The 24,682-nt window shown below is 45.8% G+C and carries 24 protein-coding genes; 18 read left to right on the plus strand and 6 right to left on the minus strand.

Translation table 11 applies throughout. From position 1 onward, the window contains the following. Window positions 1–4 precede the first annotated feature (4 nt). On the minus strand, window positions 5–1,141 hold the full coding sequence (argE, locus tag F0231_RS18150) for an acetylornithine deacetylase (RefSeq protein ID WP_171761106.1): 1,137 nt from the start codon (window positions 1,139–1,141) through the stop codon (window positions 5–7). Between the two features lie 155 nt (window positions 1,142–1,296). Between argE and argC the strand changes: the two genes are divergently transcribed. The 4 genes from argC to argH all read left to right on the plus strand — a co-directional run bounded on the left by argC (window position 1,297) and on the right by argH (window position 6,566). Next, entirely contained in the window at window positions 1,297–2,301 is a 1,005-nt protein-coding gene (gene argC / locus F0231_RS18155) for an N-acetyl-gamma-glutamyl-phosphate reductase (protein WP_171761107.1), read from the plus strand. 22 nt (window positions 2,302–2,323) lie between these two features. Further along, entirely contained in the window at window positions 2,324–3,115 is a 792-nt protein-coding gene (gene argB / locus F0231_RS18160; protein ID WP_171761108.1) for an acetylglutamate kinase, read from the plus strand. A 115-nt stretch (window positions 3,116–3,230) separates the two neighbouring features. Further along, complete coding sequence (locus F0231_RS18165) at window positions 3,231–4,445, plus strand: argininosuccinate synthase (RefSeq protein WP_171761109.1); 1,215 nt, start codon at window positions 3,231–3,233, stop codon at window positions 4,443–4,445. 246 nt (window positions 4,446–4,691) lie between these two features. Next, window positions 4,692–6,566 carry an argininosuccinate lyase gene (argH, locus tag F0231_RS18170; protein ID WP_171761110.1) on the plus strand — a complete coding sequence of 625 codons (1,875 nt, stop codon included), beginning with the start codon at window positions 4,692–4,694 and terminating at the stop codon, window positions 6,564–6,566. Between the two features lie 197 nt (window positions 6,567–6,763). Here the strand turns inward: argH and F0231_RS18175 are convergent, their stop codons facing one another. After that, window positions 6,764–7,021 carry a DUF3624 domain-containing protein gene (locus F0231_RS18175; RefSeq protein ID WP_171761111.1) on the minus strand — a complete coding sequence of 86 codons (258 nt, stop codon included), beginning with the start codon at window positions 7,019–7,021 and terminating at the stop codon, window positions 6,764–6,766. 65 nt (window positions 7,022–7,086) lie between these two features. Between F0231_RS18175 and F0231_RS18180 the strand changes: the two genes are divergently transcribed. After that, window positions 7,087–7,449: a RidA family protein gene (locus tag F0231_RS18180; protein ID WP_171761112.1), complete on the plus strand. Its 363-nt coding sequence runs from the start codon at window positions 7,087–7,089 to the stop codon at window positions 7,447–7,449. 72 nt (window positions 7,450–7,521) lie between these two features. Here F0231_RS18180 and F0231_RS18185 read toward each other — a convergent pair whose 3' ends face one another. Next, window positions 7,522–8,250, minus strand: a complete 729-nt coding sequence (locus F0231_RS18185) for a redoxin family protein (protein WP_171761113.1) — start codon at window positions 8,248–8,250, stop codon at window positions 7,522–7,524. Window positions 8,251–8,414: 164 nt separating this feature from the next. On the opposite strand from F0231_RS18185, the gene oxyR reads away from it, so the two are divergent. Further along, window positions 8,415–9,305: a DNA-binding transcriptional regulator OxyR gene (gene oxyR, locus F0231_RS18190; RefSeq protein WP_171761114.1), complete on the plus strand. Its 891-nt coding sequence runs from the start codon at window positions 8,415–8,417 to the stop codon at window positions 9,303–9,305. 69 nt (window positions 9,306–9,374) lie between these two features. Here the strand turns inward: oxyR and F0231_RS18195 are convergent, their stop codons facing one another. Beyond that, complete coding sequence (locus F0231_RS18195) at window positions 9,375–11,891, minus strand: PBP1A family penicillin-binding protein (RefSeq protein WP_171761115.1); 2,517 nt, start codon at window positions 11,889–11,891, stop codon at window positions 9,375–9,377. A 139-nt stretch (window positions 11,892–12,030) separates the two neighbouring features. Here F0231_RS18195 and pilM point away from each other — a divergent pair, with 139 nt between their 5' ends. From pilM to trpS, 12 genes are all read left to right on the plus strand, one after another. Next, a complete protein-coding gene (pilM, locus tag F0231_RS18200) occupies window positions 12,031–13,026 on the plus strand; it encodes a type IV pilus assembly protein PilM (RefSeq protein ID WP_171761116.1) in 996 nt (331 codons plus the stop codon). Further along, a complete protein-coding gene (locus F0231_RS18205; protein WP_171761117.1) occupies window positions 13,016–13,591 on the plus strand; it encodes a PilN domain-containing protein in 576 nt (191 codons plus the stop codon). Before pilM ends, F0231_RS18205 begins: the two co-directional genes overlap by 11 nt. Beyond that, window positions 13,584–14,174, plus strand: coding sequence for a type 4a pilus biogenesis protein PilO (locus F0231_RS18210; protein WP_171761118.1), 591 nt, complete (start codon window positions 13,584–13,586; stop codon window positions 14,172–14,174). The genes F0231_RS18205 and F0231_RS18210 overlap by 8 nt, the downstream gene beginning before the upstream one ends. Beyond that, complete coding sequence (locus tag F0231_RS18215; RefSeq protein ID WP_171761119.1) at window positions 14,164–14,679, plus strand: pilus assembly protein PilP; 516 nt, start codon at window positions 14,164–14,166, stop codon at window positions 14,677–14,679. Before F0231_RS18210 ends, F0231_RS18215 begins: the two co-directional genes overlap by 11 nt. Window positions 14,680–14,703: 24 nt before the next feature. Further along, entirely contained in the window at window positions 14,704–16,386 is a 1,683-nt protein-coding gene (locus F0231_RS18220; protein WP_171761120.1) for a type IV pilus secretin PilQ, read from the plus strand. Window positions 16,387–16,562: 176 nt separating this feature from the next. Then, window positions 16,563–17,081 carry a shikimate kinase AroK gene (aroK, locus tag F0231_RS18225; protein WP_171761121.1) on the plus strand — a complete coding sequence of 173 codons (519 nt, stop codon included), beginning with the start codon at window positions 16,563–16,565 and terminating at the stop codon, window positions 17,079–17,081. Between the two features lie 25 nt (window positions 17,082–17,106). Then, a complete protein-coding gene (gene aroB / locus F0231_RS18230; RefSeq protein ID WP_171761122.1) occupies window positions 17,107–18,195 on the plus strand; it encodes a 3-dehydroquinate synthase in 1,089 nt (362 codons plus the stop codon). A 95-nt stretch (window positions 18,196–18,290) separates the two neighbouring features. Then, window positions 18,291–19,802: an SPOR domain-containing protein gene (locus F0231_RS18235; RefSeq protein ID WP_171761123.1), complete on the plus strand. Its 1,512-nt coding sequence runs from the start codon at window positions 18,291–18,293 to the stop codon at window positions 19,800–19,802. 93 nt (window positions 19,803–19,895) lie between these two features. After that, window positions 19,896–20,723 (plus strand): Dam family site-specific DNA-(adenine-N6)-methyltransferase, encoded by an 828-nt coding sequence (locus F0231_RS18240; protein ID WP_171761124.1) that lies wholly within the window; start codon window positions 19,896–19,898, stop codon window positions 20,721–20,723. A gap of 105 nt (window positions 20,724–20,828) precedes the next feature. Further along, a complete protein-coding gene (rpe, locus tag F0231_RS18245; protein WP_171761125.1) occupies window positions 20,829–21,500 on the plus strand; it encodes a ribulose-phosphate 3-epimerase in 672 nt (223 codons plus the stop codon). A 4-nt stretch (window positions 21,501–21,504) separates the two neighbouring features. Continuing rightward, entirely contained in the window at window positions 21,505–22,185 is a 681-nt protein-coding gene (locus tag F0231_RS18250) for a phosphoglycolate phosphatase (protein WP_171761126.1), read from the plus strand. A 131-nt stretch (window positions 22,186–22,316) separates the two neighbouring features. After that, window positions 22,317–23,354, plus strand: coding sequence for a tryptophan--tRNA ligase (gene trpS / locus F0231_RS18255; protein WP_171761127.1), 1,038 nt, complete (start codon window positions 22,317–22,319; stop codon window positions 23,352–23,354). 68 nt (window positions 23,355–23,422) lie between these two features. Here the strand turns inward: trpS and trmL are convergent, their stop codons facing one another. Together trmL and F0231_RS18265 are read right to left on the minus strand one after the other, a co-directional pair. Further along, the gene (gene trmL, locus F0231_RS18260) at window positions 23,423–23,899 is read right to left on the minus strand and encodes a tRNA (uridine(34)/cytosine(34)/5-carboxymethylaminomethyluridine(34)-2'-O)-methyltransferase TrmL (RefSeq protein ID WP_171761128.1); all 477 of its coding nucleotides are present in this window, start codon (window positions 23,897–23,899) and stop codon (window positions 23,423–23,425) included. Window positions 23,900–23,996: 97 nt separating this feature from the next. Continuing rightward, on the minus strand, window positions 23,997–24,614 hold the full coding sequence (locus F0231_RS18265) for a superoxide dismutase (protein WP_171761129.1): 618 nt from the start codon (window positions 24,612–24,614) through the stop codon (window positions 23,997–23,999). Window positions 24,615–24,682: the final 68 nt, after the last annotated feature.

A 24,682-nucleotide genomic window follows, 5' to 3' on the forward strand; every position in this document is an offset into this window, starting at 1 on the left:
GCCCCTAAAAACAGTACTTATTCATCGCTTTTGACAAAACGTCGATGGTTGGGTCAATAAACTCGAAAGCTAAGAACTCATCTGGCTGGTGGGCTTGGTCGATAGAGCCTGGGCCAAGAACCAATGTTGGACAAAGCTGCTGGAGGAAAGGTGCCTCGGTACAATAGTTCACTGTCTCTGAGTCAATGCCGCATATCTCTTCTACACCTGCAATGAACGGATGGTCGTGTTGACACTCATAGCCTGGGATCGGTTCATGCAGCGGCGTAATCGCGATTCTGCCCGGCCATTTTGCTTCGACCTCTTTTAATGCGCCGCGTAGCATGTTGTCTAACCCATCTAAACTAATGCCGGGAAGAGGACGCACGTCATAGTGAAGCTCACAACAGCCACAGATACGGTTTGCGCTGTCACCACCATGGATATGACCAAGGTTTAAAGTTGGACTCGGGATAGCAAAACCCGGGTGATGGTACTCTTTGACTAACTTGTCACGCAGCTGCATTAAGGCAAACAAGACTTCATGCATGATCTCAATAGCGTTCACACCTAAGGCAGGATCGGAAGAGTGGCCTGATTTACCGGTTACACGCACAGCGTTCGCGACATGACCTTTATGGCCACGAATAGGGACTAAGCTAGTGGGCTCACCAATAATGCAGTAATCCGGTTTGAACGGTGCATTTTCGGTAAAGTGGCGAGCACCCAGCATGGTAGTTTCTTCGTCACAGGTTGCGAGCACATAGAGCGGCTTGGTTTGTTTACTCCAGTCTACCTTCTTTACTGCTTCAATAATGAAAGCGAAGAAGCCTTTCATGTCGGCAGTACCTAATCCATAGAAGCGATTGTTATCTTCAGTCAGTGCATGAGGGTTATAGTTCCAACGACCTTCATCAAATGGAACGGTATCGCTGTGGCCAGCTAAAAGCAGTCCGCCTTCCCCGGTGCCTTTTTTGGCGATGAGGTTGTGCTTACCCTCCTCAACCTGCTCGACTTCCACTTCAAAGCCGATGTCTTTTAACCAAGTCGCTAGTTTTTCAATGACTTTGGCGTTCCCTTCATCCCAACTTGGGTCTGTAGAACTAATAGAAGAGGTGGAAATTAGGCCTTGGTAGACCTCAAGAAAACTTGGTAATTGCATAATTAGTTTACATTCCCTGTTGACAGAATTCGGCTAAGAAGGTAAAACACATATTAAATCACTTTTATTGAATAAAAAACCAATAAAAGCAAAATAAATTAAATTTATAGTCACTATCTGCAGTGGCAATTTTGAGTAAGAGATGGATGTCAGAGATGCTTAAAACCACAATCATAGGTGCAAGCGGTTATACCGGAGCGGAGTTGGCCCTAATGGTCCATAAACACCCTGAGCTTACGCTATCAGGTTTGTATGTTTCCGCCAATAGTCTAGATGCTGGAAAGTGCATCTCAGAACTGCATGGAAAACTGGCGGGTGTGGTTGAACAACCGGTTGAGCCTCTCAAAGATCCACAGGCAGTCGCTCAGCAAAGCGATGTCATCTTCTTAGCTACTGCGCATGAGGTCAGCCATGATCTTGCACCAATTTTTCTAGCACAAGGCTGTCAGGTATTTGATTTGTCCGGTGCATTCCGTGTGAAGCAAGAAGGCTTCTACAACGAATTTTACGGTTTTGAGCATCAACATGAGGCATGGCTAGATAACGCCACTTACGGTTTAGCAGAGTGGAATAGTGAAGGTATCAAGCAAAGCCAATTAATTGCGGTACCTGGTTGCTACCCAACGGCATCTCAGTTAGCGATCAAACCGTTACTTGAACAAGGGCTGATTAACTCTAATCAGTGGCCAGTGATCAATGCGACCAGTGGTGTGTCAGGGGCAGGAAGAAAAGCTTCAATGACCAACAGCTTCTGCGAAGTGAGCTTACAAGCTTACGGCGTATTTAATCACCGTCATCAGCCAGAAATCGCATCTCACCTGGGTACGGACGTGATCTTCACACCTCATCTCGGCAACTTTAAGCGTGGCATTCTGGCCACGATTACGATGAAGCTTGCCTCAGGTGTGACGGAAGAACAAATTTCAGCGGCGTTTGAAGCGGCTTATCAAGGCAAGCGTGCAGTGCGTTTAATGGCTTCAAAGTTACCGACACTACAAAATGTTGAAAATACCCCTTTCTGCGATATTGGCTGGAAGGTTCAAGGTGAGCACATCATCGTTGTTTCAGCGATTGATAACTTACTAAAAGGTGCATCGAGTCAAGCGATGCAATGTGTAAACATCCACTACGGGTTTCCAGAGCTAACTGCTCTTGTGTAATTGAGCAGGGAAGGAATAAGTGATGACAGATAACAAACAAACTCCATTAGTGATTAAGTTAGGCGGTGCTGCACTGTCGTGTACTGAGACGTTAAGCCAAGTATTTGGTGCAATTGCTAACTATCAAGCACAAGCTCAGCGACGAATCGTGATCGTCCATGGAGGTGGTTATCTGGTGGACGATCTCATGGCGAAGCTACAACTGGAAACAGTAAAGAAAGATGGCTTGCGAGTGACTCCTTATGACCAAATCCCTGTTATTGCAGGTGCATTAGCAGGTACGGCCAACAAACTACTACAAGGCCAAGCGATCAAAGATGGTTTGAATGCTGTTGGTCTGAGCCTGGCCGATGGTGGGCTTTGTCAGGTGGAAGAGCTAAACCCTGAACTGGGTGCCGTTGGAAAAGCGGCGCCAGGTGATTCAAGTGTATTGCAGGCCGTTTTAGAAACGGGTGCTTTGCCAATCATTAGCTCGATCGGCCTTACAGCGCAAGGTCAACTGATGAATGTGAATGCAGACCAAGCGGCTGTGGCAGTTGCAGGCGCATTAGACGCAGAGTTGGTTCTTTTATCTGATGTGAGCGGTGTACTGGATGGCAAAGGGCACTTGATTAAATCACTGGATGAAAAAGAAGCGCAAAACTTGATCACAGGTCAGGTCATTACGGACGGCATGATTGTGAAAGTAAATGCGGCTTTAGAAGCGGCACAAGATTTAGGCCGACCAATTGAAGTAGCAACGTGGCGTTACCCAGACAAACTGACTCAGTTGTTTGCGGGCGAGAGTATCGGTACTCAGTTTTTACCACTGTAACTCAAAGTATTTCGGCTCAGTGCGGAGCGCATAGAGCCAACAAAATAGAATTTAATAGGAAGTAACCCGTAGCACTGACCGCCAAGCGCAGCGCCGGGATTTTGGAGAAAAGAAAATGAGCAAAGTTCAAGTAAATAAAGTAGTTGTCGCATACTCTGGCGGTCTAGATACATCAGTGATCATTCCATGGCTAAAAGAGAACTATGACTGTGAAGTAGTGGCTTTCGTTGCTGATGTTGGTCAGGGTGAAGAAGAGCTAGCGGGTATCGAAGAGAAAGCGAAAGCGTCAGGGGCGTCTGAGTGTTACATCGCCGATCTTAAAGAAGAGATGGTGGCAGATTACATCTACCCAACGCTTAAAACCGGTGCTTACTACGAAGGTAAATACCTACTGGGTACATCAATGGCGCGTCCAATCATTGCTAAAGCTCAAGTAGAAGTAGCACGTAAAGTAGGTGCTGACGCTCTATGTCACGGCTGTACTGGTAAAGGTAATGACCAAGTTCGTTTTGAAGGCGCATTCGCAGCACTAGCACCAGACCTACACGTAATTGCACCGTGGCGTGAATGGGATCTTGTGAGCCGTGAAGAGTGTCTAGACTACCTTGCTGAGCGTAACATTCCGTGTACTGCATCTTTAACTAAGATCTACTCTCGTGATGCTAACGCATGGCACATCTCGACCGAGGGTGGCGTTCTAGAAGATACATGGAATGCACCAAACGATGATTGCTGGGCTTGGACAGTCGATCCAGAGCAAGCTCCAAATGAAGCGGAATACGTTACGCTGAAAGTTGAGAAAGGTGCCGTTGTTGCCGTTGATGGTGAAGCTATGACGCCATACAACGCACTGGTTTACTTAAACGAGAAAGGTGTGAAGCACGGTGTTGGTCGTATCGATATCGTTGAGAACCGTCTGGTAGGCATGAAGTCTCGTGGTTGTTACGAAACTCCAGGGGGCACCATCATGATGGAAGCGCTACGTGCTGTAGAGCAGCTTGTTCTGGATAAAACAGCGTTTGAGTTCCGTGAAGAGCTCGGCGTAAAAGCGTCTCACCTAGTTTATGATGGTCGTTGGTTCACGCCACTATGTAAGTCAATCCTTGCTGCTTCAGAAGAGCTAGCACAAGATGTGAATGGTGAAGTAGTCGTGAAACTGTACAAAGGCCATGCAATTGTGACTCAGAAACGTTCAGATAACAGCTTATACTGTGAAGAGTTTGCAACCTTTGGTGAAGACGAAGTGTACGACCAAAGTCATGCTGAAGGCTTCATTCGCCTTTACTCTCTATCTAGCCGCATCCGTGCGCTAAACAGTCAGAAAAAATAATCTGACCTAGATTTTAGATAAGAAAGCCCGCTTGTGTATGCAAGCGGGCTTTTTGTTTGTCTCTCCAAATGGGATTAAACGCTTTTCATGAATAAATATGTTAAAAAAGTGAATTAATACTTTATTTTTAATTTAATTTGCCGTAACTTTGAACCATCATAAAATACTGAATACAATTCAGAGTCAATCTAAGCAATAACAGCAATTCACTATCGATAGTGAGTATAGGTAATCAGGAGATACGCAATGGCATTATGGGGTGGAAGATTTACCCAAGCAGCAGATACGAGATTCAAAGATTTTAACGACTCATTGCGTTTCGATTACCGACTAGCTGAACAAGATATCGTAGGTTCTATCGCTTGGTCAAAGGCATTACAGTCTGTAGACGTGTTGACCGAAGAAGAACAGCAAAAACTTGAGCTTGCACTGAACGAGTTAAAGCTTGAAGTGATGGAAGATCCGCATCAGATCCTACGTTCAGACGCTGAAGATATTCACTCTTGGGTTGAACAGCAGCTGATTGGCAAAGTGGGCGATTTGGGTAAAAAACTGCACACTGGCCGTTCACGTAACGATCAGGTGGCAACTGACCTAAAACTGTGGTGTCGTCAGCAAGGTCAACAATTGCTTATGGCACTTGACCGTCTGCAAGCACAAATGGTGTCTGTGGCGAAAGAGCACCAAGGTACGGTTCTTCCGGGTTATACGCACTTACAGCGTGCCCAGCCAGTCACTTTTGCACACTGGTGTTTGGCTTACGTTGAAATGTTCGAACGTGACTATTCTCGTCTAAGTGATGCTATCTATCGTCTTGATACTTGCCCACTGGGCTCGGGTGCACTTGCCGGTACCGCTTACCCGATGGATCGTGAGCAACTGGCACACAATCTTGGTTTCCGCCGTGCAACACGTAACTCGCTAGACTCTGTATCCGATCGTGACCATGTTATGGAGCTAATGTCGATCGCTTCTATCTCAATGCTACATCTATCTCGTCTTGCGGAAGATATGATTTTCTATAACTCTGGTGAGTCAAACTTCATCGAGTTAGCGGACACAGTGACGTCAGGCTCATCACTGATGCCGCAAAAGAAAAACCCAGATGCACTAGAGCTTATCCGTGGTAAGACTGGCCGTGTTTATGGCTCGCTAGCGGGTATGATGATGACGGTGAAAGCACTGCCACTTGCGTACAACAAAGACATGCAAGAGGACAAAGAAGGTCTGTTTGATGCTCTGGACACTTGGAATGATTGTATGGAGATGGCGGCACTGTGCTTTGATGGCATCAAAGTAAACGGTGAACGTACTCTAGAAGCGGCTAAGCAAGGTTACGCGAACTCAACTGAACTCGCAGACTACTTAGTCGCGAAAGGGATTCCTTTCCGTGAAGCGCATCATATCGTAGGTGTTACCGTAGTTGCTGCTATTGCTAAAGGCTGCGCGCTTGAAGAGCTCTCTATTGCTGAGTTGCAAGAGTTTTCTCCGGTGATTGAAGAAGATGTGTATGACATTTTGACGATTGAATCGTGTCTTGAAAAACGTAGTGCATTGGGTGGCGTTTCACCTAAGCAGGTAGCACATGCAGTTGAACAAGCGGAAGGTCGTTTGACTAAGCGTGATACATCTGCTGTGAATGTCCGTCCGGCACGTTTGACTGACATTGAATCGCTTGAAGGTATGGTGACTTACTGGGCCAACATGGGTGAAAACTTACCGCGCTCTCGCAGTGAATTGGTACGTGATATTGGCTCCTTTGCGGTTGCAGAGCACCATGGTGAGGTTACTGGATGTGCATCGCTCTACGTCTATGACTCAGGGCTAGCAGAAATTCGCTCACTGGGCATAGAAGCAGGCTGGCAAGGTCAGGGGCAAGGCAGTGCGATTGTGCAATACTTGGTTGATAAAGCACGTGAAATGGCGATTAAGAAAGTCTTTGTATTGACACGTACTCCAGAGTTCTTTATGAAGCAGTCATTCTTGCCAACATCGAAGTCGCTTCTACCTGAGAAAGTGCTGAAAGATTGCGACCAATGCCCACGTCAACATGCTTGTGATGAAGTGGCGCTGGAAGTGAACTTAGTCGAGCAGTCGATCGCTCGTGTGAATGTTGCGTAACTGGTTGAATAAAAAGAACTCAGAAAAAGATCAAAAAAGATCGAAGTTTTTTGGGAACTAATAAGGGAAGGCAGGGTCTATTAAAGTACCACTGCTTTTTCTTAGAAGAATCTAAGAAGGCCCCGGACCAGATTTGGTTACGGGGCTTTTTTCTTTTTCCCGCCTCGCTTTGCCCCCACTATTTTGAGCAAAGATTTTTATTCTTTTCGGCTGTGGCGTTTTCGCCAAGGCAAGATCACAAACCTCATCCATAAGTGAAGAAATAGCAGGCCATTGAAGGCAAAACCTGCCATTACCAGCGCGATCGACTCAATGCTCGTCGGGCTATCTCTAAATACAAACCACCATATCACCCAACAAAGTACTGACAGTACAGTGAGTTGATTCATACAGCGTTGGCAGCGACCGATTTTTTTCCAAAACCAGCCGTTATTTTTACAGTGAGGGCATGTCATGGTGATACGAATTAGGTAACATTACTTGCTATAGAGTATCGTAATCGAATTTAAAAGTGAGAAAAATGATCGAACGTCAACAGACCAAGCAGCGCATGAGCCGCATTGTTAAGCACAATGGTACCATCTATCTTTGTGGCCAAGTGTGTGCTGATGCAACAAAAGACATCACTGAGCAGACTCAAACCATGCTAGATAAAGTGGAAGAGCTTCTTATTGAAGCTGGCAGTGATAAAGAACATATGTTGTCAGCGACGATCTACTTGAAAGATATGAAAGACTTTCAAGAGATGAATGCGGTTTGGGATGCTTGGGTTCCTGAAGGCCACGCTCCAGCTCGTGCTTGTGTGACAGCGGATATGGCGCGTGAAGCTCTATTGGTTGAGATCTCAGTGATCGCAGCAGAGAAGAATAGCAGTTGTTGCTAATATTCTGATTGAAAAGTAAAAAGGAAAGCACCGCGCTTTCCTTTTTTGTTTGGGCTGATTTTGCTCGCGCAATTAGCCTAAGTAAGTTTCTAGCTCTTCGCTACCACCGATGTGCTTACCACCGATGAAGACTTGAGGAACAGTCGCTCGGCCAGTGATTGCACGTAGGCTCACTGTTGTTGCATCTTTGCCTAACACAATCTCTTCATACTGAAGGCCGTGATCGATTAGGTTTTGTTTTGCTTTCACACAGAATGGACAACCTGGTTTAGAGAATACAGTGATCGATTCTTGTGTTTTGTATGCTGGTGCAATGTGCTTAAGCATAGTGTCAGCGTCAGAAACTTTGAACGGGTCGCCTGGCTCGTTTGGTTCGATGAACATTTTCTCTACCACACCGTTTTTCACCAGCATGCTGTAGCGCCATGAACGTTTACCAAACCCTAGGTCGTCTTTGTCAACAAGCATACCCATGCCATCAGTGAACTCGCCGTTACCGTCAGGAATGAAGGTAATGTTCTCGGCTTCTTGGTTCTCTTTCCACGCATTCATTACGAACGTATCGTTTACCGATAGACATAGAATCTCATCCACACCGTGCTCTTTAAAGACTGAGAATAGCTCGTTGTAGCGAGGTAGATGGCTTGATGAACAGGTAGGTGTGAACGCACCCGGCAAGCTAAATACGATGACGGTCTTGTCTTTGAATAGCTCGTCTGTTGTTACATTCACCCAAGCGTCACCTTGGCGAGTTGGGAAAGTAACTTGAGGTACGTGTTGACCTTCTTTAGATGCAAACATAGTGATTTCCTTTTTTATTTTTTGAATTTGTTTTTGAGTCTTATCAGTGTAGTGACTGTGCTCTGTTTCGATGAAGTTATTATTAAAGAAATCCTTTGATAGCTCTAATCGTTTAATGCTATGGTTTTGATAGATGTTTTCTATCTGAGATAAGAGAGCCTAAAATGAATATCAGAGATTTTGAATACTTAGTCGCGTTGGCTGAACACAAACACTTTCGTAAAGCGGCGGAAGCTTGCTTTGTTAGCCAACCGACGTTGAGTGGTCAAATCCGTAAGCTCGAGGATGAAATTGGTACCGCCTTGCTTGAGCGCAGTAGCCGTAGGGTATTGTTCACCGATGCTGGTTTGCAGCTGGTGGACCAAGCGAAGCGAATTCTCACCGAGGTCAAAACATTTAAAGATATGGCTAGCGGGCAAGCCGGTGAAATGGTTGGCCCTATGCACATCGGCTTTATCCCAACGGTGGGACCTTACTTGCTACCGAAGATCGTACCGATGTTGAAAGAGTCCTTTCCTGATTTAGAGCTGTATCTGCATGAAGCGCAAACTCATCAGTTAGTTCGTCAGCTTGAAGATGGCAAGTTGGACTGTTTGGTATTGGCAGCGGTTGCTGAAACGGCAGCGTTTAAAGAGATAGAAGTGTACAACGAGCCATTAAGTGTCGCGGTTCCTTGCGATCATGAGTGGGCAGGGCTAGAAGAAGTCGACATGCTTGATCTCAACGGCAAGACGGTACTGGCCCTTGGTGATGGTCACTGCTTACGTGATCAGGCTTTAGGTTTCTGTTTTGCTGCTGGCGCGAAAGATGATGAACGCTTTAAAGCAACGAGTCTTGAGACGCTGCGTAACATGGTTGCCGCAGGTGCTGGTATTACGTTGTTGCCAAAGCTCTCTTTGCCGAAAGAAAAGAAGAAAGATGGCGTCTGTTATGTCAAAGCGACGAACCCAGTGCCATCACGTAGTATCGTTTTAGCCTACCGACCAGGTTCTCCTTTGCGCAGTCGATTTGAGCAGCTTGCTCAAGCGATTCAAGATGAGCTACAGATTTATTAAGCTTACTGCACTGAAAAATAAAAAAGGCTGATGGGGAAACATCAGCCTTTTTGCTACTTTTTGTTCGAGTTAGAACAGCTCTTCATCCCCATCTTCTGAGGTGTAAATGCTGTCTGTAATTTCACTAGAGACATACTCAGTAGGCTGAGTGCCATCTAGGAAGTATTCGAACATTGAGCTTGAATCAAACTTATTGGTCAGCAAGCCTGAATCTCGATCGATACGAACACGAACAATATTTTCAGGAATGTGTTTCTCTTGCTGTGGGACACCTTCCAATGCCGTATGCATGAAATCTACCCATGCTGGTTGAGCTGTTTTAGCGCCAGCTTCTGCACCAGAGATTTGATTCTTATCTAGGTTACTGTTTGGTTTAGTGCGACCTAACTTACGGTTATGGTCATCAAAACCTACCCAAGCAACCGCGACCATACCTGGGCCATAACCGTTGTACCAAGCATCTTTCGAGTCGTTAGTTGTACCGGTTTTACCACCAATGTCACGACGCTTAAGCTTTTGAGCTCGCCAGCCAGTACCGTTCCAGCCAGTGCCTTCACGCCAATTACCCCCACCCCACACGTTGCTGTACATCATTTCACGCATTAGGAACGCAGTCTGCTCCGAAATCACTTGTGGCGCGTAGTGCGGCTGCTCTGACTCGTCAACGATGTCTTGCTCTGCAAACTCGTTGCTGATGGTGCTTGGCTGCTGACAATCCTGATGACAGATACTCTTAGGCTTTGCTTCAAACTCTAGGTCACCGTATGGGCCTTCTACGCGACTGATATAGAAAGGCTCAACATAGTAACCACCGTTAGCGAATACTGAGTAACCCTGTGCCATTTTCATTGGCGTCAAGCTACCTGCACCTAAGGCAATGGTCTCTGAACGTGGAACTTGGTTGATGTCGAAGCCAAAGCGAGTAAGGTACTGACGGCTCTCATCTAGGCCAACGTCACGTAACACACGCACAGCCATTACGTTTTTAGATTGAGCAAGACCAATGCGAAGGCGTGTTGGACCTGTATACGTCGGTGGCGAGTTTTTTGGTCGCCATGCCGTACCTTGGCTCTTATCCCACTGGTTGATCGGTGCATCATTAATTAATGTTGCTAGGGTTAAGCCTTGATCAATTGCTGCAGAATAGATGAATGGCTTGATACTCGAACCAACCTGACGAACAGATTGTGTCGCACGGTTGAACTTATTATGGATAAAGTTAAAGCCGCCAACTAACGACAGTACTGCACCATTTTCTGGGTTCATCGCAACGAAAGCGGTGTTTGCGTTAGGAACTTGGCTCAAGTGCCATGCAAATTGATTCTCTTCGCCTTCGACAGCTGTCTCAACTTGGCGTACCCAAATTTGCTCGCCCTCTGCCAATACATCTTTGGCATGTTTTGGAGCAGGGCCTTGGCGGTCATCGGTTAGGAATTTTCTGGCCCATTTAATGCCGTCCCAATCGATAGTTTGAACACCTTCACCTTTCACCCAAACGGTCGCTTGTTTGTTATCAACTTTAGTCACAACAGCGGGCTTGAGTTTGCCGTAAGTTGGCACTTTATTCAGCGTTTTCTCGATCTTCTGTTCATCGAAGACAGCTTGACCCGATTTCCAAAGTACCTTTTCAGCACCGCGGTAACCATGACGCTCATCGTAAGAAAGCAGGTTGTTTACTGCAGACTCATTCGCTGCATTTTGCAGTTTAGAATCGACAGTAGTGTAGATATTCATACCAGAAGTGTAAGCATCTTCACCGTAGCGTGACACCATCCAAGCACGAGCGAGCTCTGCAACATAGGGTGCTCTAAGCTCGATTTCCGCGCCGTGATAACGGGAAATAATCTCTTCAGCGCGTGCTTCATCGTACTCTTGTTGAGTGATGTATTTCTCGTCCAACATACGTAGCAGAACGACATTACGGCGGTTCGTTGCACGCTCGATCGAGTAGATTGGGTTCATCGTCGATGGCGCTTTAGGCATACCAGCAAGTGTTGCCACCTGGCTCAGTGAGAGATCTTTTAGCTCTTTACCAAAGTAGGTCTGAGCGGCCGCGCCAAAGCCGTATGAACGGTAGCCTAAGAAGATCTTATTTACATACAGTTCCATGATCTCTTGCTTTGAGAGCAGTTGCTCAATATGGATAGCAATGAAGATCTCTTTGATTTTACGCATGATCTTCTTCTCATTTGAGAGGAAGAAGTTACGCGCTAGCTGCTGAGTAATGGTACTTGCGCCCTGCTTCGCAGATCCTGACATCGCGACAACGACGGCAGCACGGGTAATACCGATTGGGTCAATACCTGGGTGGTCATAGAAACGGCTATCTTCTGTAGCAATTAGAGCTTCGACCAAGTGGCGTGGAATCTCATCATAAGCAACTGGGATACGGCGCTTTTCACCAAATTGAGAAATAAGCTTGCCGTCTTGGCTAAAGACCTGCATCGGAGTTTGCAGTTCAACGTCTCTGAGTGTGGCTACATCTGGTAGCTCGGGCTTCACATAAAGATAGAAGCCGAAAATTGTACCGACTCCAAGAATTATGCAAATCAATGTGAATATAAACAGTCGCTTTATGAACTTCACCGTAGATTCCCTGATTGAATGGGTTCACTTTATGCAAACCCTTGTACTTTAAGCTAAAAAATCTAGCTCAACTTTTATGCGTTTATTTAACCATCAATTTAAACCTATGAGCAAAGCAAAAAGTACGGAGCCAAGCTAAATGGGTAAATCACTAGTTACAGGCATTGATATCGGGCACCACAGCATTAAAGCGGTGGTACTCAAGCCATACAAAGGCACATATGCGCTTGTAGGTTATCAAGAGTTGCCTATTGAATCGGACATTTTCTCTGATAACCACATGTTAAATTATCAGAAAATTGTAAAGAAACTCAAAGAACTAAGAAAGGGTCTACCTAGATTTAGCCGCAAAGTTTCTTTGGCTGTCCCAGATAACGCTGTAATAAGTAAAGTATTACAGATAGATAGGGATTTAGAAGGACAAGAAAAAGAGTTTGCGATCTTCCAAGCTTTCTCTCATCAATCTCCGTTTCCTATTGAAGAACTTACTTTAGATTTTGTGGCGTTGGATGATTCAACGGCTAGCCAAAGTATGACTAGCTATCAGGTTTACGCTACTAAGAAAGATTTGATCGAGAGTCGTGTACAAGCGGTTGAGAAGGCCGGGTATCAAACGGTTTTGATGGACGTACAAGCCCATGGATTAACTCAGGTATGGCAGTTAGCCGCTCAGAAGTATCAGAAACAGAACTGGGTAATGCTTGAAGTAGGGCTAAGCCAGTCGTGCTTGTGTATCGATTTCTATGATAAAGCCCCCTTTTGCAAAGACATTCCTCTTGGTACTCAAACAATTGAACAGCTTAAATATGACAGTGCGTTGATACACGATTCAACCGAACAATTTATTCGAGCCTTGATTGAAAAGCTTCAACGTCAATTGCAGCTTTTCGCTTCCTTACATGGCTCCGCTATCGAGGGGATTTGGTTATGCGGCGGCGGAGCGATGACACCTATGTTGGCGGAAGAGATAAGCCGCAGACTAAACCTTCCTTGTGAGTTGTTTGATCCGTTAAGCCTCCTAGAGCAAAAAAGAGTCAAATCTAATAGCGATGGCCGTCATCATTATGCTTACAGCACCGCCGTTGGGCTAGCATTGAGAGGGTTAAATTGGTTGGAGCATAAACATGCTGCATAACGTTAACCTTCTTCCGTGGCGAGATGAGCTGAGAGCGCGCCATAAGAAGCGCTTCCTTCAATTGGTGCTATTGGGTGCCTTGTTAGCGTTTGGCTTGCAGTGGATAGCGGGCAACTATCTTGAGCAGCAGTCCCAACAGCAATACTCTCGTATCAGCTACCTTAAATCCTATATCGGGCAGCTCGATAAACAGATTCACGCCCTTAAAAAGGTCGAACAGGAACATAAGGCCTTACTGACGAGGCTCTCCGTGGTGGAGCAACTGCAGGTCAACCGCAATAAAACTACCGATTTTATGAATGCAGTTCCTCTACTCATCCCTGACGGTGTTTATGTCGACAAGATAAAGATGAATGGCCAACGAATCGAGATCGCAGGTATCAGCGATACCACCTCTCGGCTTGCAACCATGCTCGATAACTTAGAGAAATCTGCTCAACTTAAAAACGTCGAAATGCACTCCATCGTGCATGGAAAAATACGCTTCGGCAAAAAGTTTCAGGTGTTTAATGTTTCGTTTGTGTTCGCCTCTTCGACAGTAAAAAAAGGAGAGCAGAATGGCTAGTTACACAGATTTGGACATTGAAGAGATCCCTGAATGGCCTTTGATTCCTCAATTGCTGGTGATTTTTTTATTAGTGGCTCTGCTTCAAGGGGCGGGGTATTGGTTCTACCTAAAACCCCAGATAGAGACTATCGATGTGCTCAAGCAGGAAGAACGAAACTTAAAGGCGACCTTGGCGATTAAGGCCAATAAGGTCGCGACACTGCCGAAACTGCAAGCTCAGCTTGATGAGCTATCCGAGCGCTACGATTACCTTTCTCGCCAATTACCCGTGGCGAAAGAGCTTGCGAGCATGTTGGCCTCTGTGAATGAAGTGGGGCTCAAAAACTCGCTGACCTTTACCCGCATAGATTGGGGGAAAAAGCAGAATCAAGAGTTCCTTTACCGCCTCCCTTTGAATATCGAATTGACGGGGGACTACCACAACATTGGCAGTTTTACTCAAGCGATTGCCGAGCTACCTAGGATCATCAATTTCGACGATGTCTATTGGCAACGAGTGAGCTTAGAAAGTAGCACCTTGCATTTTAGGGTGCGTGCTTACACCTACCAATTCAAGCCAGAGGTGCAAGATGAGCAATAAATGGCCGTACCTCCTTTTTTTCCTGCCTGTATTTTTTGGTTGTAAAGCGAATGAAGAGTCATTGGATAGCTATGTGGCCGATGTAGAGAAGCGAGCTCGTAAAGATGTGATTGATCTAGCACCAGTGATTGATTTTCAGACATCTCAATATCTTGCTCACGAGCAACGTGAACCTTTTGTCTTGCCTCAAGCGGCTCTGGTGGTCAATCAGCCTAAAGTGAAGAAGGATTGTTGGCAGCCTACTAACCGTCGCAAAAGCGGCAAACTCGAACGTTATCCGCTAAGTAAATTAAGACTCAAAGGCGTCATGAGCAGCAATGGAAAAGTGTCAGCTTTGGTTCAAACACCCTCGGGCACCGTGGTGAAGGTCAATGCGGGCCAATACATTGGGGTGAACAACGGCAAGATTACCCGAGTCACCGATAAGTATTTAAAGATTAATGAAACCCTGCCAGATGGATTGGGGTGTTGGAATAAGCGCAACGTTAAGTTGGCTCTAAAGTAAGATGTTAAAGGTTGAGATGGAACAATGATTAATGGATTAATAAACGGGTTGAGGCAAGGGGTACTTGTTCTATGTTGTGCTTGCGTGTCCGTGTTAGCTGTAGCCGAGGAGAATGCCCCCAACTTACTAAAGAGTATCGACTTTCGGGTAGACAAAGACCAAAACGCAAAAATTATTGTTCAACTGGAAAACCCCAGAGTGGCAGTTGACCTACAAAGAGCTCAAGAGGGGTTAAGTATTGAGCTTCTCAATACTCAGGTACCTGAAGACAAGCTATATCTTATCGATGTGAAGGACTTTGCGACCAATGTTGAATCGATCGAAGTGTTTCGTAAGCAGCCCAGCGCACTGCTCATTGCGGCGGTAAAAGGGGAGTACAGCTTTGACTACAGCTTGAATGGCACCTATCTAGAAGTGGTCGTGAAGCCCGTAAAAGAACAACAAGCACCCAAGCAAAAAAGCATCTTAGAAAAAGAAGGTAAGAAGATCTCCATCAACTTCCAAGATATCCCAGTACGAAACGTACTACAGCTGATTGCTGACTATAACGATTTTAACTTGGTGGTTTCAGATTCGGTGTCAGGTAACTTAACCCTGCGCCTCGATGGCGTGCCTTGGCAGCAAGTATTGGACATTATCCTGCAAGTGAAAGGTCTTGATAAACGAGTCGATGGCAATGTCGTACTTGTTGCGCCTAAAGCTGAGTTAGATGCGCAAGAGCAGCAGATCTTAGAGAAAGCGCGTTTGGAAGAAGAGCTTGGTGACCTCAGCTCGCAGATCGTCAAAGTGAAATTTGCTAAAGCGTCTGAAATCGCCGATATGATTGGAGGTGATGGAGCATTAAGTATGCTGTCTGAGCGAGGTTCGCTGAGTGTTGATGAACGAACCAATGCACTTCTGATTCGTGATCTGCAAGAGAACATTGATGTCATTCGAGAAATCGTAGATTCACTAGATGTGCCCGTGAAGCAGGTACAGATTGAAGCACGTATTGTGACGGTCAACGAAGGTAACTTGGATGAGTTAGGGGTTCGTTGGGGTTACAGTAATACCAACGGCAGTACTTCAATTGGCGGTAGTATCGAAGACAATGTGTATGGGTTTGTGCCGATTGACGATATGCTCAATGTGAATCTGGCGGCCACGTCAGCCAACGCATCAACCATCGCCTTTCAAGTCGCTAAATTGGGATCCGATATGCTATTGGACCTCGAGCTTTCGGCATTACAGCGAGAATCAAAGGCTGAAGTCATTTCTAGCCCACGATTGATTACCACCAATAAAAAGCCCGCTTATATTGAGCAGGGTACCGAAATTCCATATCTTGAATCGTCTTCTAGTGGGGCAACAAGTGTTGCATTTAAAAAAGCAGTACTCAGTCTCAAAGTGACCCCACAAATCACCCCTGACAATCGTTTAGTGTTGGATCTGAGTGTTACCCAAGATAGACCAGGAGATATCGTTAAGACAGGCACTGGTGAAGCGGTAGCGATTAATACACAGCGCATCGGGACACAAGTACTGGTCAATAATGGCGAAACGGTAGTTCTTGGGGGAATTTTCCAACACAGTGTGACTGATGCGGTCGATAAGGTGCCACTGCTTGGCGATCTGCCTGTTTTAGGGGCACTTTTTAAACGAACTTATCAACAAATGGGTAAGAGTGAGCTGCTGATTTTTGTTACACCAAAAGTGGTAATTCAGTAATAATTCCATTTGGTGAAAAAATAAATTTGCATTAATGGCACCTTATCTAGATAATTTCGGGTCTTATCACGATCTATCTGTGAGGAAACGGTGCCACAAGCATCTCCATTGCTGATTCCTAATCGGCTTTTCTTGTGGCGATGTCATTGAATTAACGTTGTAAATTACTGCTAAACATGGCTGAGAAACGCAATATTTTCCTTGTTGGCCCTATGGGTGCCGGCAAGAGCACAATCGGTAGACACCTAGCTCAACAACTTCACATGGAGTTTGTTGATTCTGATACCGTTATTGAAGAACGCACTGGCGCAGATATCGCTTGGGTATTTGATGTTGAAGGCGAAGATGGTTTCCGCAAGCGCGAAGAATCTGTGATTAATGACCTAACTGAAGAGCAAGGTATCGTACTTGCTACAGGTGGTGGTTCAATTAAGAGCAAAGAAAACCGCAACCGTCTTTCTGCGCGTGGCATTGTTGTTTACCTAGAAACAACAATTGAAAAGCAACTTGCTCGTACAAACCGCGACAAGAAGCGCCCATTACTACAAACTGATGATCCACGTGAAGTGTTAGAGTCTCTAGCTGGAGAACGTAACCCACTTTACGAAGAAATTGCGGATTACACAGTACGTACAGACGATCAAAGTGCAAAAGTGGTAGCCAACCAGATCGTAAAAATGCTAGAAGAACGTTAAGACTTTTAGCAATTGGAGAATACCCATGGAACGGATTACGGTCAGCCTAGGCGAACGTAGCTATCCAATCTCAATTGGCGCCGGATTATTTACTGATCCGGCCCACCTTTCTTTCTTGTCAGCAAAACAAAAAGTGGTTGTGATTTCTAATGTCACGGTTGCTCCGATTTATGCTGATAAAATCCTCTCCCTTCTTGACCAGTTAGGTTGCGAAGCTTCTCTGCTTGAACTGCCTGATGGCGAGCAGTACAAATCACTAGAAACGTTTAACACGGTAATGAGCTACCTACTTGAAGGTAACTTTGCGCGTGATGTCGTTGTGATTGCGCTTGGCGGTGGTGTGATTGGTGATTTGGTTGGTTTTTCGGCCGCGTGTTATCAGCGTGGTGTCGATTTTATTCAGATCCCAACGACGTTGCTTTCTCAGGTGGACTCGTCTGTTGGTGGTAAAACCGCGGTTAACCACCCGCTAGGCAAGAACATGATTGGTGCCTTCTACCAACCTAAAGCGGTGATCATCGATACCGATTGTTTGAAGACGCTACCTGAGCGTGAGTTCGCGGCAGGCATCGCAGAAGTGATCAAGTATGGCATCATCTACGATCAAGCGTTCTTTGTTTGGTTAGAAGAAAACCTCGATAAACTGTACCAACTTGATGAGCAAGCTCTGACGTATGCGATTGCCCGCTGTTGTGAAATTAAGGCTGAAGTGGTCGCTCAAGACGAAAAAGAGTCAGGAATTCGCGCATTGCTGAACCTAGGTCATACATTTGGTCATGCGATTGAAGCTGAGCTAGGTTATGGTAATTGGTTACACGGCGAAGCGGTTTCTTCGGGTACGATCATGGCAGCGAAAACAGCGCAGCTTCAAGGACTTATCACTGAAGAGCAAGTTGAGCGAATTCTCTCTATACTGAAGAGAGCAAATCTACCCGTTCACACTCCAGAGCAGATGTCATTCGCAGACTTCATGAAGCACATGATGCGTGACAAGAAGGTGCTTTCGGGTGAGCTTCGCTTGGTTCTACCAACCAGTATTGGTACGGCTGAAGTGGTAAAAGGTGTGCCTGAGTCGATTATCGAACAAGCCATCGACTTCGCCCGCACTGTTTAAATCATTGGGTTTGTAGTACCAATTTACCTTGCTATCGAGTGTTCATTGAGCTTAGGTAAATTGGTGCTGTACGCATTTTTATTAGGATTTCGGAAATGAGCTTGACGCATGCTCCTCGTATGTTGGAGCTAGATTCTCAGATAGAGCTATTAGAGCGTTTACAGTTACTTACCAACTTCGGTTCTAACCTAGTTACCATTGCCGGAGCGCAAGGGGCGGGTAAAACGTGGCTGGCGCAGCACTATTTGGAGTCTTGGGCTCAGGACAAAAACCAATCCTTACTGATGTGTTACCCCAATCAAGGGGATGAACAACGACGTTCAACCATCCTCACTCAGTTAATCTCAGAGCCATTATTTAACCCTGCAGACTCTCTTGTGGAATCTTTCACTCGCTTGATGGATGGAGAGGTGTGCGATGTGGTCATCGCCATTGATGATGCTCACCGTTTGACTGAGTCGTTTATCTCTGAGCTTTGGATGCTGGTGCTGGAAGCTCAGGTTAATCCAGGCTGGACAGTCAATGTCTTGCTTTTCGCTCAACCAAGCAGTTTAGATGCTCTGCTGACTCGCCTCAGTTACGGGCAGGAACATAAGCCGATTGATCTTGAAATTGAAACACTTAGCCAAGCTGAGGCCGATCGATTTTTTGAACAATTGGTGATTCGATTTGTCGAAGATGATATGGAAAAACGAGTGCGTAATGCATATCGTACTGTCGCTCGCCGACCAGGTGAGATCATGGCTTTAGGGGATTATAAAGTGGAAAAAAGGATCATTATCCGCTCAATTGTGGGTTCTCCGATCAATATTGCTCTATTGGTGATTACCTTACTGGTACTCATCGGTGGGGGCTATTACTGGATGATGATGCAACCATCTCCAGATGATAAAGCGCAACAGATAACAGAATCTATTGAACAAACCGTGATTCCTACTCTGCCTGACGAGACCGTTTCAAATGGTGAGAACGTCGTGATCATCAACCCAGAAGTGGTGGTCGACCCGACTTTAGAAAACGCTGAAGACGACTCACAAGCTCTGCCACCTGATGTGACAGAAAATGTATCCAGTGTCGGCAATTCGAAAATTGATACTCAGCGAGTCGTCATTACTTCCGATGTGGTTGATGCACTGATGGATGGCAAAGCGGAAAGTGTTGATACTAGCAACATTGAGCAGGTTATCGATCAGTCGGCTCAGCCAGTGAGCGAAACGGATAGCAACACTAGTCCTGATCAGGTTGAAGCGGAGGTACAAGAGGCTCCTCAAGAGAATCAACCTACCGTGATTACCTTCTCGTTTACTAAAGATGAGTTAAAAAGCTTCTCACCTCGGAGTTACACGTTGCAGCTAGCGGCGGTTAACTCACTTGAAGAAGTTCAGCTGTTTATTGAACAGTACGATCTTGCAAATGACGTATTCATCTACCCAACGGTTCGCAATGACGTTGATTGGTATATTGTGACCTACCAAAACTACCCAACCATTCAAGTGGCTCGAGACGCGGTTCAAGCACTGCCTGATACGCTACAAAATCTAGAGCCATGGGCTAAATCTCTCAATCAAGTTCAACGTGAAATTGAACGTGGAAGCCAAGACAACTAGATTTCTCTTAGCCGCCAGAAAATAGTCTGAGATTAATTACAAAATATGTTACATTCCGCAGCCTTAATTTATGGTTGATAGATAGAGCAGTAGATGAAGAAGCAGCGTGCCTTCCTGAAATGGGCAGGTGGAAAATACGGACTTGTCGAAGATATCCAGCGTCACTTGCCAGAAGCTCGTAAGCTGGTGGAGCCGTTCGTTGGTGCTGGTTCTGTATTTCTGAATACTGACTATGAGCAGTATCTGCTGGCTGATATCAACCCAGATTTGATTAATCTCTATAACCTGCTCAAAGAGGACCCTCAAGCCTATATCTCGGAAGCAAAACGTTGGTTCTGCCCTGAGAATAACCGCAAAGAAGCGTATCTCGATGTTCGCACTCAGTTCAATGCAACTGATGATGTGATGTACCGCTCGCTGGCTTTTCTTTATATGAACCGCTTTGGCTTTAATGGCTTGTGCCGTTACAACAAAAAGGGCGGCTTTAATGTCCCATTTGGTTCTTACAAAAAGCCGTACTTCCCAGAAGCCGAGTTAGAGTTCTTTGCCGAGAAAGCGAAAAAAGCGACGTTCGTGTGTGAAGGGTATACCGATACTTTTAAGCGCGCACGCAAAGGCAGTGTGGTCTATTGCGATCCGCCTTATGCACCGCTTTCAACAACTGCAAACTTTACCTCTTATGCGGGTAACGGCTTCTCTCTTGATGACCAAGCTGCACTGGCTGATGTCGCAGAGCGTGCTGCGCTAGAGCGTGGTATCCCAGTGCTTATTTCAAATCACGATACGACTCTGACTCGCCGTTTGTATCATGGCGCAGAGCTAAATGTGGTCAAGGTGAAGAGAACCATTAGCCGAAATGGAGCAGGGCGCAACAAGGTTGATGAACTTCTAGCACTATTCAAACCTACCGACGACAAATAGCGACATTTCATCCCCTCTCCCTATCTTCTGACCTTTAGCTTAGGTAGAATTGCGCGCAAAGATTCTTCAGTGTGCAATGATGCCAACTAATACTAGAGGTCAGGTATGAAAGATTTCCTTATCGCTCCATCGATTTTGTCTGCAGATATGGCTCGTCTTGGCGAAGACGTAGAAAAAGTACTCGCAGCAGGTGCCGATGTGGTTCACTTTGACGTAATGGACAACCACTACGTACCTAACCTAACTTTCGGTGCGCCAATTTGTCAGGCACTACGTGATTACGGCATCACAGCACCTATCGATGTTCACCTAATGGTAAAGCCTGTTGACCGCATCATCCCTGATTTTGCTAAAGCGGGTGCATCTATGATCACGTTCCACATTGAAGCATCAGAGCACGTTGATCGTACTCTACAACTGATCAAAGAGCACGGCTGTAAAGCAGGTGTAGTACTAAACCCAGCGACACCACTTGCTCACCTTGAGTACATCATCGATAAAGTTGACATGATCCTTCTGATGTCGGTAAACCCTGGATTTGGTGGTCAGTCGTTCATCCCTAAGACGCTTGATAAGCTGCGTGCTGTACGTAAGTTGATCGACGAATCAGGCCGCGATATTCGCCTAGAAATCGACGGCGGTGTGAAAGTGGACAATATCAAAGAGATCGCAGAAGCGGGTGCGGATATGTTTGTTGCAGGCTCTGCTATCTTCAACCAGCCAGATTACAAAGAAGTGATCGACCAAATGCGCGCAGAATTGGCAAAGGTGAAGTAAGTCGATGAGCAACATTAAATTAATCGCTTTTGATTTAGACGGTACGCTACTCGACAGCGTGCCAGACTTAGCCGTTGCGGCTGACCAAGCTGTGCAGGCATTAGGTTACCCAGCCGTCACTGAAGAACAAGTTCGTGACTATGTAGGCAATGGGGCTGATATTCTTATTGGTCGAGCGCTTAGCCGCAGTTTGACACTCTCTCCAAACCTCGACCCAGAGTTGCACGCAAAAGCACGAGTGCTGTTTGATGACTACTACGAAAAAAGTGGCCACAAACTTAGCCACCTATACCCTGCGGTGAAAGAGACTTTAGCAGAGCTACACAAAGCGGGTTTTACCATGGCGCTTGTGACCAACAAGCCATCGAAGTTTGTGCCTGAAGTTTTGGCTAAGCACGGTATCGATAAGTATTTTGTCGATGTGATTGGTGGTGACACCTTCCCTGAGAAGAAACCGAACCCGATGGCACTCAACTGGTTGCTAGAAAAACATCACTGCCAAGCTGATGAAATGATGATGGTGGGTGACTCAAGCAATGACATCAAAGCGGCGAAAAACGCAGGTTGTCATTCGTTTGGCCTGACATACGGCTACAACCATGGTGAGCCTATTTCTGCGTCCAACCCTGATTATGTCGCAGATACCATCGCAGATTTAGTCGAAGCTGTCGCTGTTTCAGCGTAATCGCAACAAAAGATCTTTCAAAATACTCGTTAATGAGTACACTGAGTAAACCGTGTGATGAGGTAATGACTACCTGTGTTCACACGGTTTTTTTCATTTATTCGTAATAAGAAGTCAAAGGAATTATTCCCATGAGCAAACCCATTGTATTGAGTGGTGTTCAACCATCAGGTGAACTAAGTATCGGTAACTACTTGGGTGCTCTACGTCAATGGCAGCAGATGCAAGACGACTACGATTGCCAATACTGTGTAGTAGACCTTCATGCGATTACGGTTCGCCAAGACCCGAAAGCACTGCATGAAGCGACTCTAGATGCACTCGCAATTTGTCTCGCTGTTGGTGTTGATCCGCAAAAGAGCACGCTATTTGTTCAGTCACATGTACCAGAGCATGCTCAACTTGGTTGGCTTCTTAACTGTTACACCCAGATGGGTGAACTGGGCCGTATGACTCAGTTTAAAGACAAATCTGCGCGTTACTCAAAAGATTCATCTAGCCAATTTGGTGATGTAAACGTGGGTCTGTTTGATTACCCAGTACTGATGGCCGCTGACATTCTTCTTTACGGCGCGCACCAAGTGCCAGTGGGTAGCGATCAGAAACAGCACCTAGAGTTAGCGCGTGATATCGCAAACCGTTTCAACAACATCTACTCGCCAGAGCAACCAATCTTCCAAGTACCAGAGCCGTACATTCCTACTGTGAATGCGCGTGTTATGAGCCTGCAAGATGCAACGAAGAAGATGTCTAAGTCAGACGATAACCGTAAGAACGTTATCACTCTGCTTGAAGAGCCTAAGTCAATCATCAAAAAGATTAACAAAGCTCAGACAGATGCTGAGACACCACCACGTATCGCACATGATTGGGATAACAAAGCGGGTATTTCTAACCTAATGGGTCTGTATTCAGCAGCAACGGGCATGAGCTTTGAAGAGATCGAAGCGAAGTACCAAGGCGTTGAAATGTACGGTCCATTTAAGAAAGATGTTGGTCAAGCGATCGTTGAGATGCTAGAGCCTATCCAATCGGAATACCACCGTATCCGAGCTGACCGTGCTTACATGGATCAAGTGATGAAGCAGGGTGCGGAGAAGGCATCAGCTCGCGCAGCAGAGACGCTAAAGAAAGCATACGAAGCAGTTGGCTTTGTTGCTCGCCCATAGATTTAGCGCTTTAAGAAAATATAAAAAACGGACTCGCTTGAGTCCGTTTTTTTATATTTAGATACTTGTTACTGCGCGCCTTCAAAGCCCATTTGACGCCATGCCTCGAAAGCTATGATTGCGACCGCATTGGAAAGGTTTAAGCTGCGAGCATCTGGCATCATTGGAATACGGATACGTTGCTCCATTGGCATGCTATCAATTAGCTCTGCAGGTAAGCCGCGAGTTTCTGGGCCAAATAGCAGGACATCACCTTTCTTGAAGTTTGCATCAACGTGATGGCCTGTCGTCTTAGTTGTGCAGGCGAAAATGCGGTAATCCCCACGCTCTTTTTCTAGGTACTCAACAAAAGCTTGGTAATTTTTATGGCGCGTAACGCGGGCAAGATCATGGTAGTCGAGGCCTGCTCGACGTACTTTTTTCTCTTCTAAATCAAACCCTAGTGGCTCAATCAAATGTAAGTTCGCACCACAGTTAGCACAAAGGCGAATAATATTTCCTGTGTTAGGGGCAATCTCGGGCTCGTAAAGGGCGATATCAAACATGATTCAGCTTTCTTATCTTAGAATGAATAGAGCGGGAAAGTATAAGGCGGCTTCTGAAAACCGCCAAGCCTGACGTTGTGAGTTTTTGTGTTGAATTTTATTTCCCTTGGGCTAGTGCGACGGCGTAATTCTCGCTGACAGCATCCCAGTTAACCACATTCCACCAAGCGTCAATATAATCTGGTCGGCGGTTTTGATAGCTGATGTAGTAGGCGTGTTCCCAAACATCGAGAGCTAAGATCGGCTCCCCTTGTACTGTTGAAACATCCATTAGGGGGTTATCTTGATTGCTGGTCGAAGCAATGTGCAATGCACCGTCTTTAACGACAAGCCAAGCGAAGCCTGAACCAAAGGTATTGATTGCCGCTTCAGTAAAGAGCTCTTGAAACTGCTTAAAGCTGCCAAATGTGTCAACAATAGCTTGTCCTAAGTCACCATCTGGTGCTCCGCCACCGTTCGGGGTCATGCAATTCCAGTAAAGAACATGGTTATAGTAACCACCACCATTATTGCGCACAGCAGGAGAGTGCTGAGAGATATTCGCGAAGATCTCCTCTAACGAGGCAGACTCCAAGTCACTGCCTTTAACTGCGTTTACAAACTTATCGAAGTAAGTGCGATGGTGTTTGCTGTAGTGGACTTCCATGGTTTTTGCATCGATGTACGGCTCAAGAGCATCGTAAGCGTAAGGAAGTTCTGGAAACGTATGAGACATAGTAAATCCTCCGTAATTGAAGGATTTACTTTAAATGATAATGAGATCCATTATCAACTGTCTATTTT

It is taken from the genome of Vibrio sp. RE86 (genome assembly GCF_013114545.1).
Classification (GTDB): domain Bacteria; phylum Pseudomonadota; class Gammaproteobacteria; order Enterobacterales; family Vibrionaceae; genus Vibrio.

Bases quoted from the DNA above. Each gene is read 5' to 3' on its own strand.
- argE (WP_171761106.1), bottom strand. From the start codon at position 1,141: ATGCAATTACCAAGTTTTCTTGAGGTCTACCAAGGCCTAATTTCCACC.
- argC (WP_171761107.1), top strand. From the start codon at position 1,297: ATGCTTAAAACCACAATCATAGGTGCAAGCGGTTATACCGGAGCGGAG.
- argB (WP_171761108.1), top strand. From the start codon at position 2,324: ATGACAGATAACAAACAAACTCCATTAGTGATTAAGTTAGGCGGTGCT.
- F0231_RS18165 (WP_171761109.1), top strand. From the start codon at position 3,231: ATGAGCAAAGTTCAAGTAAATAAAGTAGTTGTCGCATACTCTGGCGGT.
- argH (WP_171761110.1), top strand. From the start codon at position 4,692: ATGGCATTATGGGGTGGAAGATTTACCCAAGCAGCAGATACGAGATTC.
- F0231_RS18175 (WP_171761111.1), bottom strand. From the start codon at position 7,021: ATGACATGCCCTCACTGTAAAAATAACGGCTGGTTTTGGAAAAAAATC.
- F0231_RS18180 (WP_171761112.1), top strand. From the start codon at position 7,087: ATGATCGAACGTCAACAGACCAAGCAGCGCATGAGCCGCATTGTTAAG.
- F0231_RS18185 (WP_171761113.1), bottom strand. From the start codon at position 8,250: ATGTTTGCATCTAAAGAAGGTCAACACGTACCTCAAGTTACTTTCCCA.
- oxyR (WP_171761114.1), top strand. From the start codon at position 8,415: ATGAATATCAGAGATTTTGAATACTTAGTCGCGTTGGCTGAACACAAA.
- pilM (WP_171761116.1), top strand. From the start codon at position 12,031: ATGGGTAAATCACTAGTTACAGGCATTGATATCGGGCACCACAGCATT.
- F0231_RS18205 (WP_171761117.1), top strand. From the start codon at position 13,016: ATGCTGCATAACGTTAACCTTCTTCCGTGGCGAGATGAGCTGAGAGCG.
- F0231_RS18210 (WP_171761118.1), top strand. From the start codon at position 13,584: ATGGCTAGTTACACAGATTTGGACATTGAAGAGATCCCTGAATGGCCT.
- F0231_RS18215 (WP_171761119.1), top strand. From the start codon at position 14,164: ATGAGCAATAAATGGCCGTACCTCCTTTTTTTCCTGCCTGTATTTTTT.
- F0231_RS18220 (WP_171761120.1), top strand. From the start codon at position 14,704: ATGATTAATGGATTAATAAACGGGTTGAGGCAAGGGGTACTTGTTCTA.
- aroK (WP_171761121.1), top strand. From the start codon at position 16,563: ATGGCTGAGAAACGCAATATTTTCCTTGTTGGCCCTATGGGTGCCGGC.
- aroB (WP_171761122.1), top strand. From the start codon at position 17,107: ATGGAACGGATTACGGTCAGCCTAGGCGAACGTAGCTATCCAATCTCA.
- F0231_RS18235 (WP_171761123.1), top strand. From the start codon at position 18,291: ATGAGCTTGACGCATGCTCCTCGTATGTTGGAGCTAGATTCTCAGATA.
- F0231_RS18240 (WP_171761124.1), top strand. From the start codon at position 19,896: ATGAAGAAGCAGCGTGCCTTCCTGAAATGGGCAGGTGGAAAATACGGA.
- rpe (WP_171761125.1), top strand. From the start codon at position 20,829: ATGAAAGATTTCCTTATCGCTCCATCGATTTTGTCTGCAGATATGGCT.
- F0231_RS18250 (WP_171761126.1), top strand. From the start codon at position 21,505: ATGAGCAACATTAAATTAATCGCTTTTGATTTAGACGGTACGCTACTC.
- trpS (WP_171761127.1), top strand. From the start codon at position 22,317: ATGAGCAAACCCATTGTATTGAGTGGTGTTCAACCATCAGGTGAACTA.
- trmL (WP_171761128.1), bottom strand. From the start codon at position 23,899: ATGTTTGATATCGCCCTTTACGAGCCCGAGATTGCCCCTAACACAGGA.
- F0231_RS18265 (WP_171761129.1), bottom strand. From the start codon at position 24,614: ATGTCTCATACGTTTCCAGAACTTCCTTACGCTTACGATGCTCTTGAG.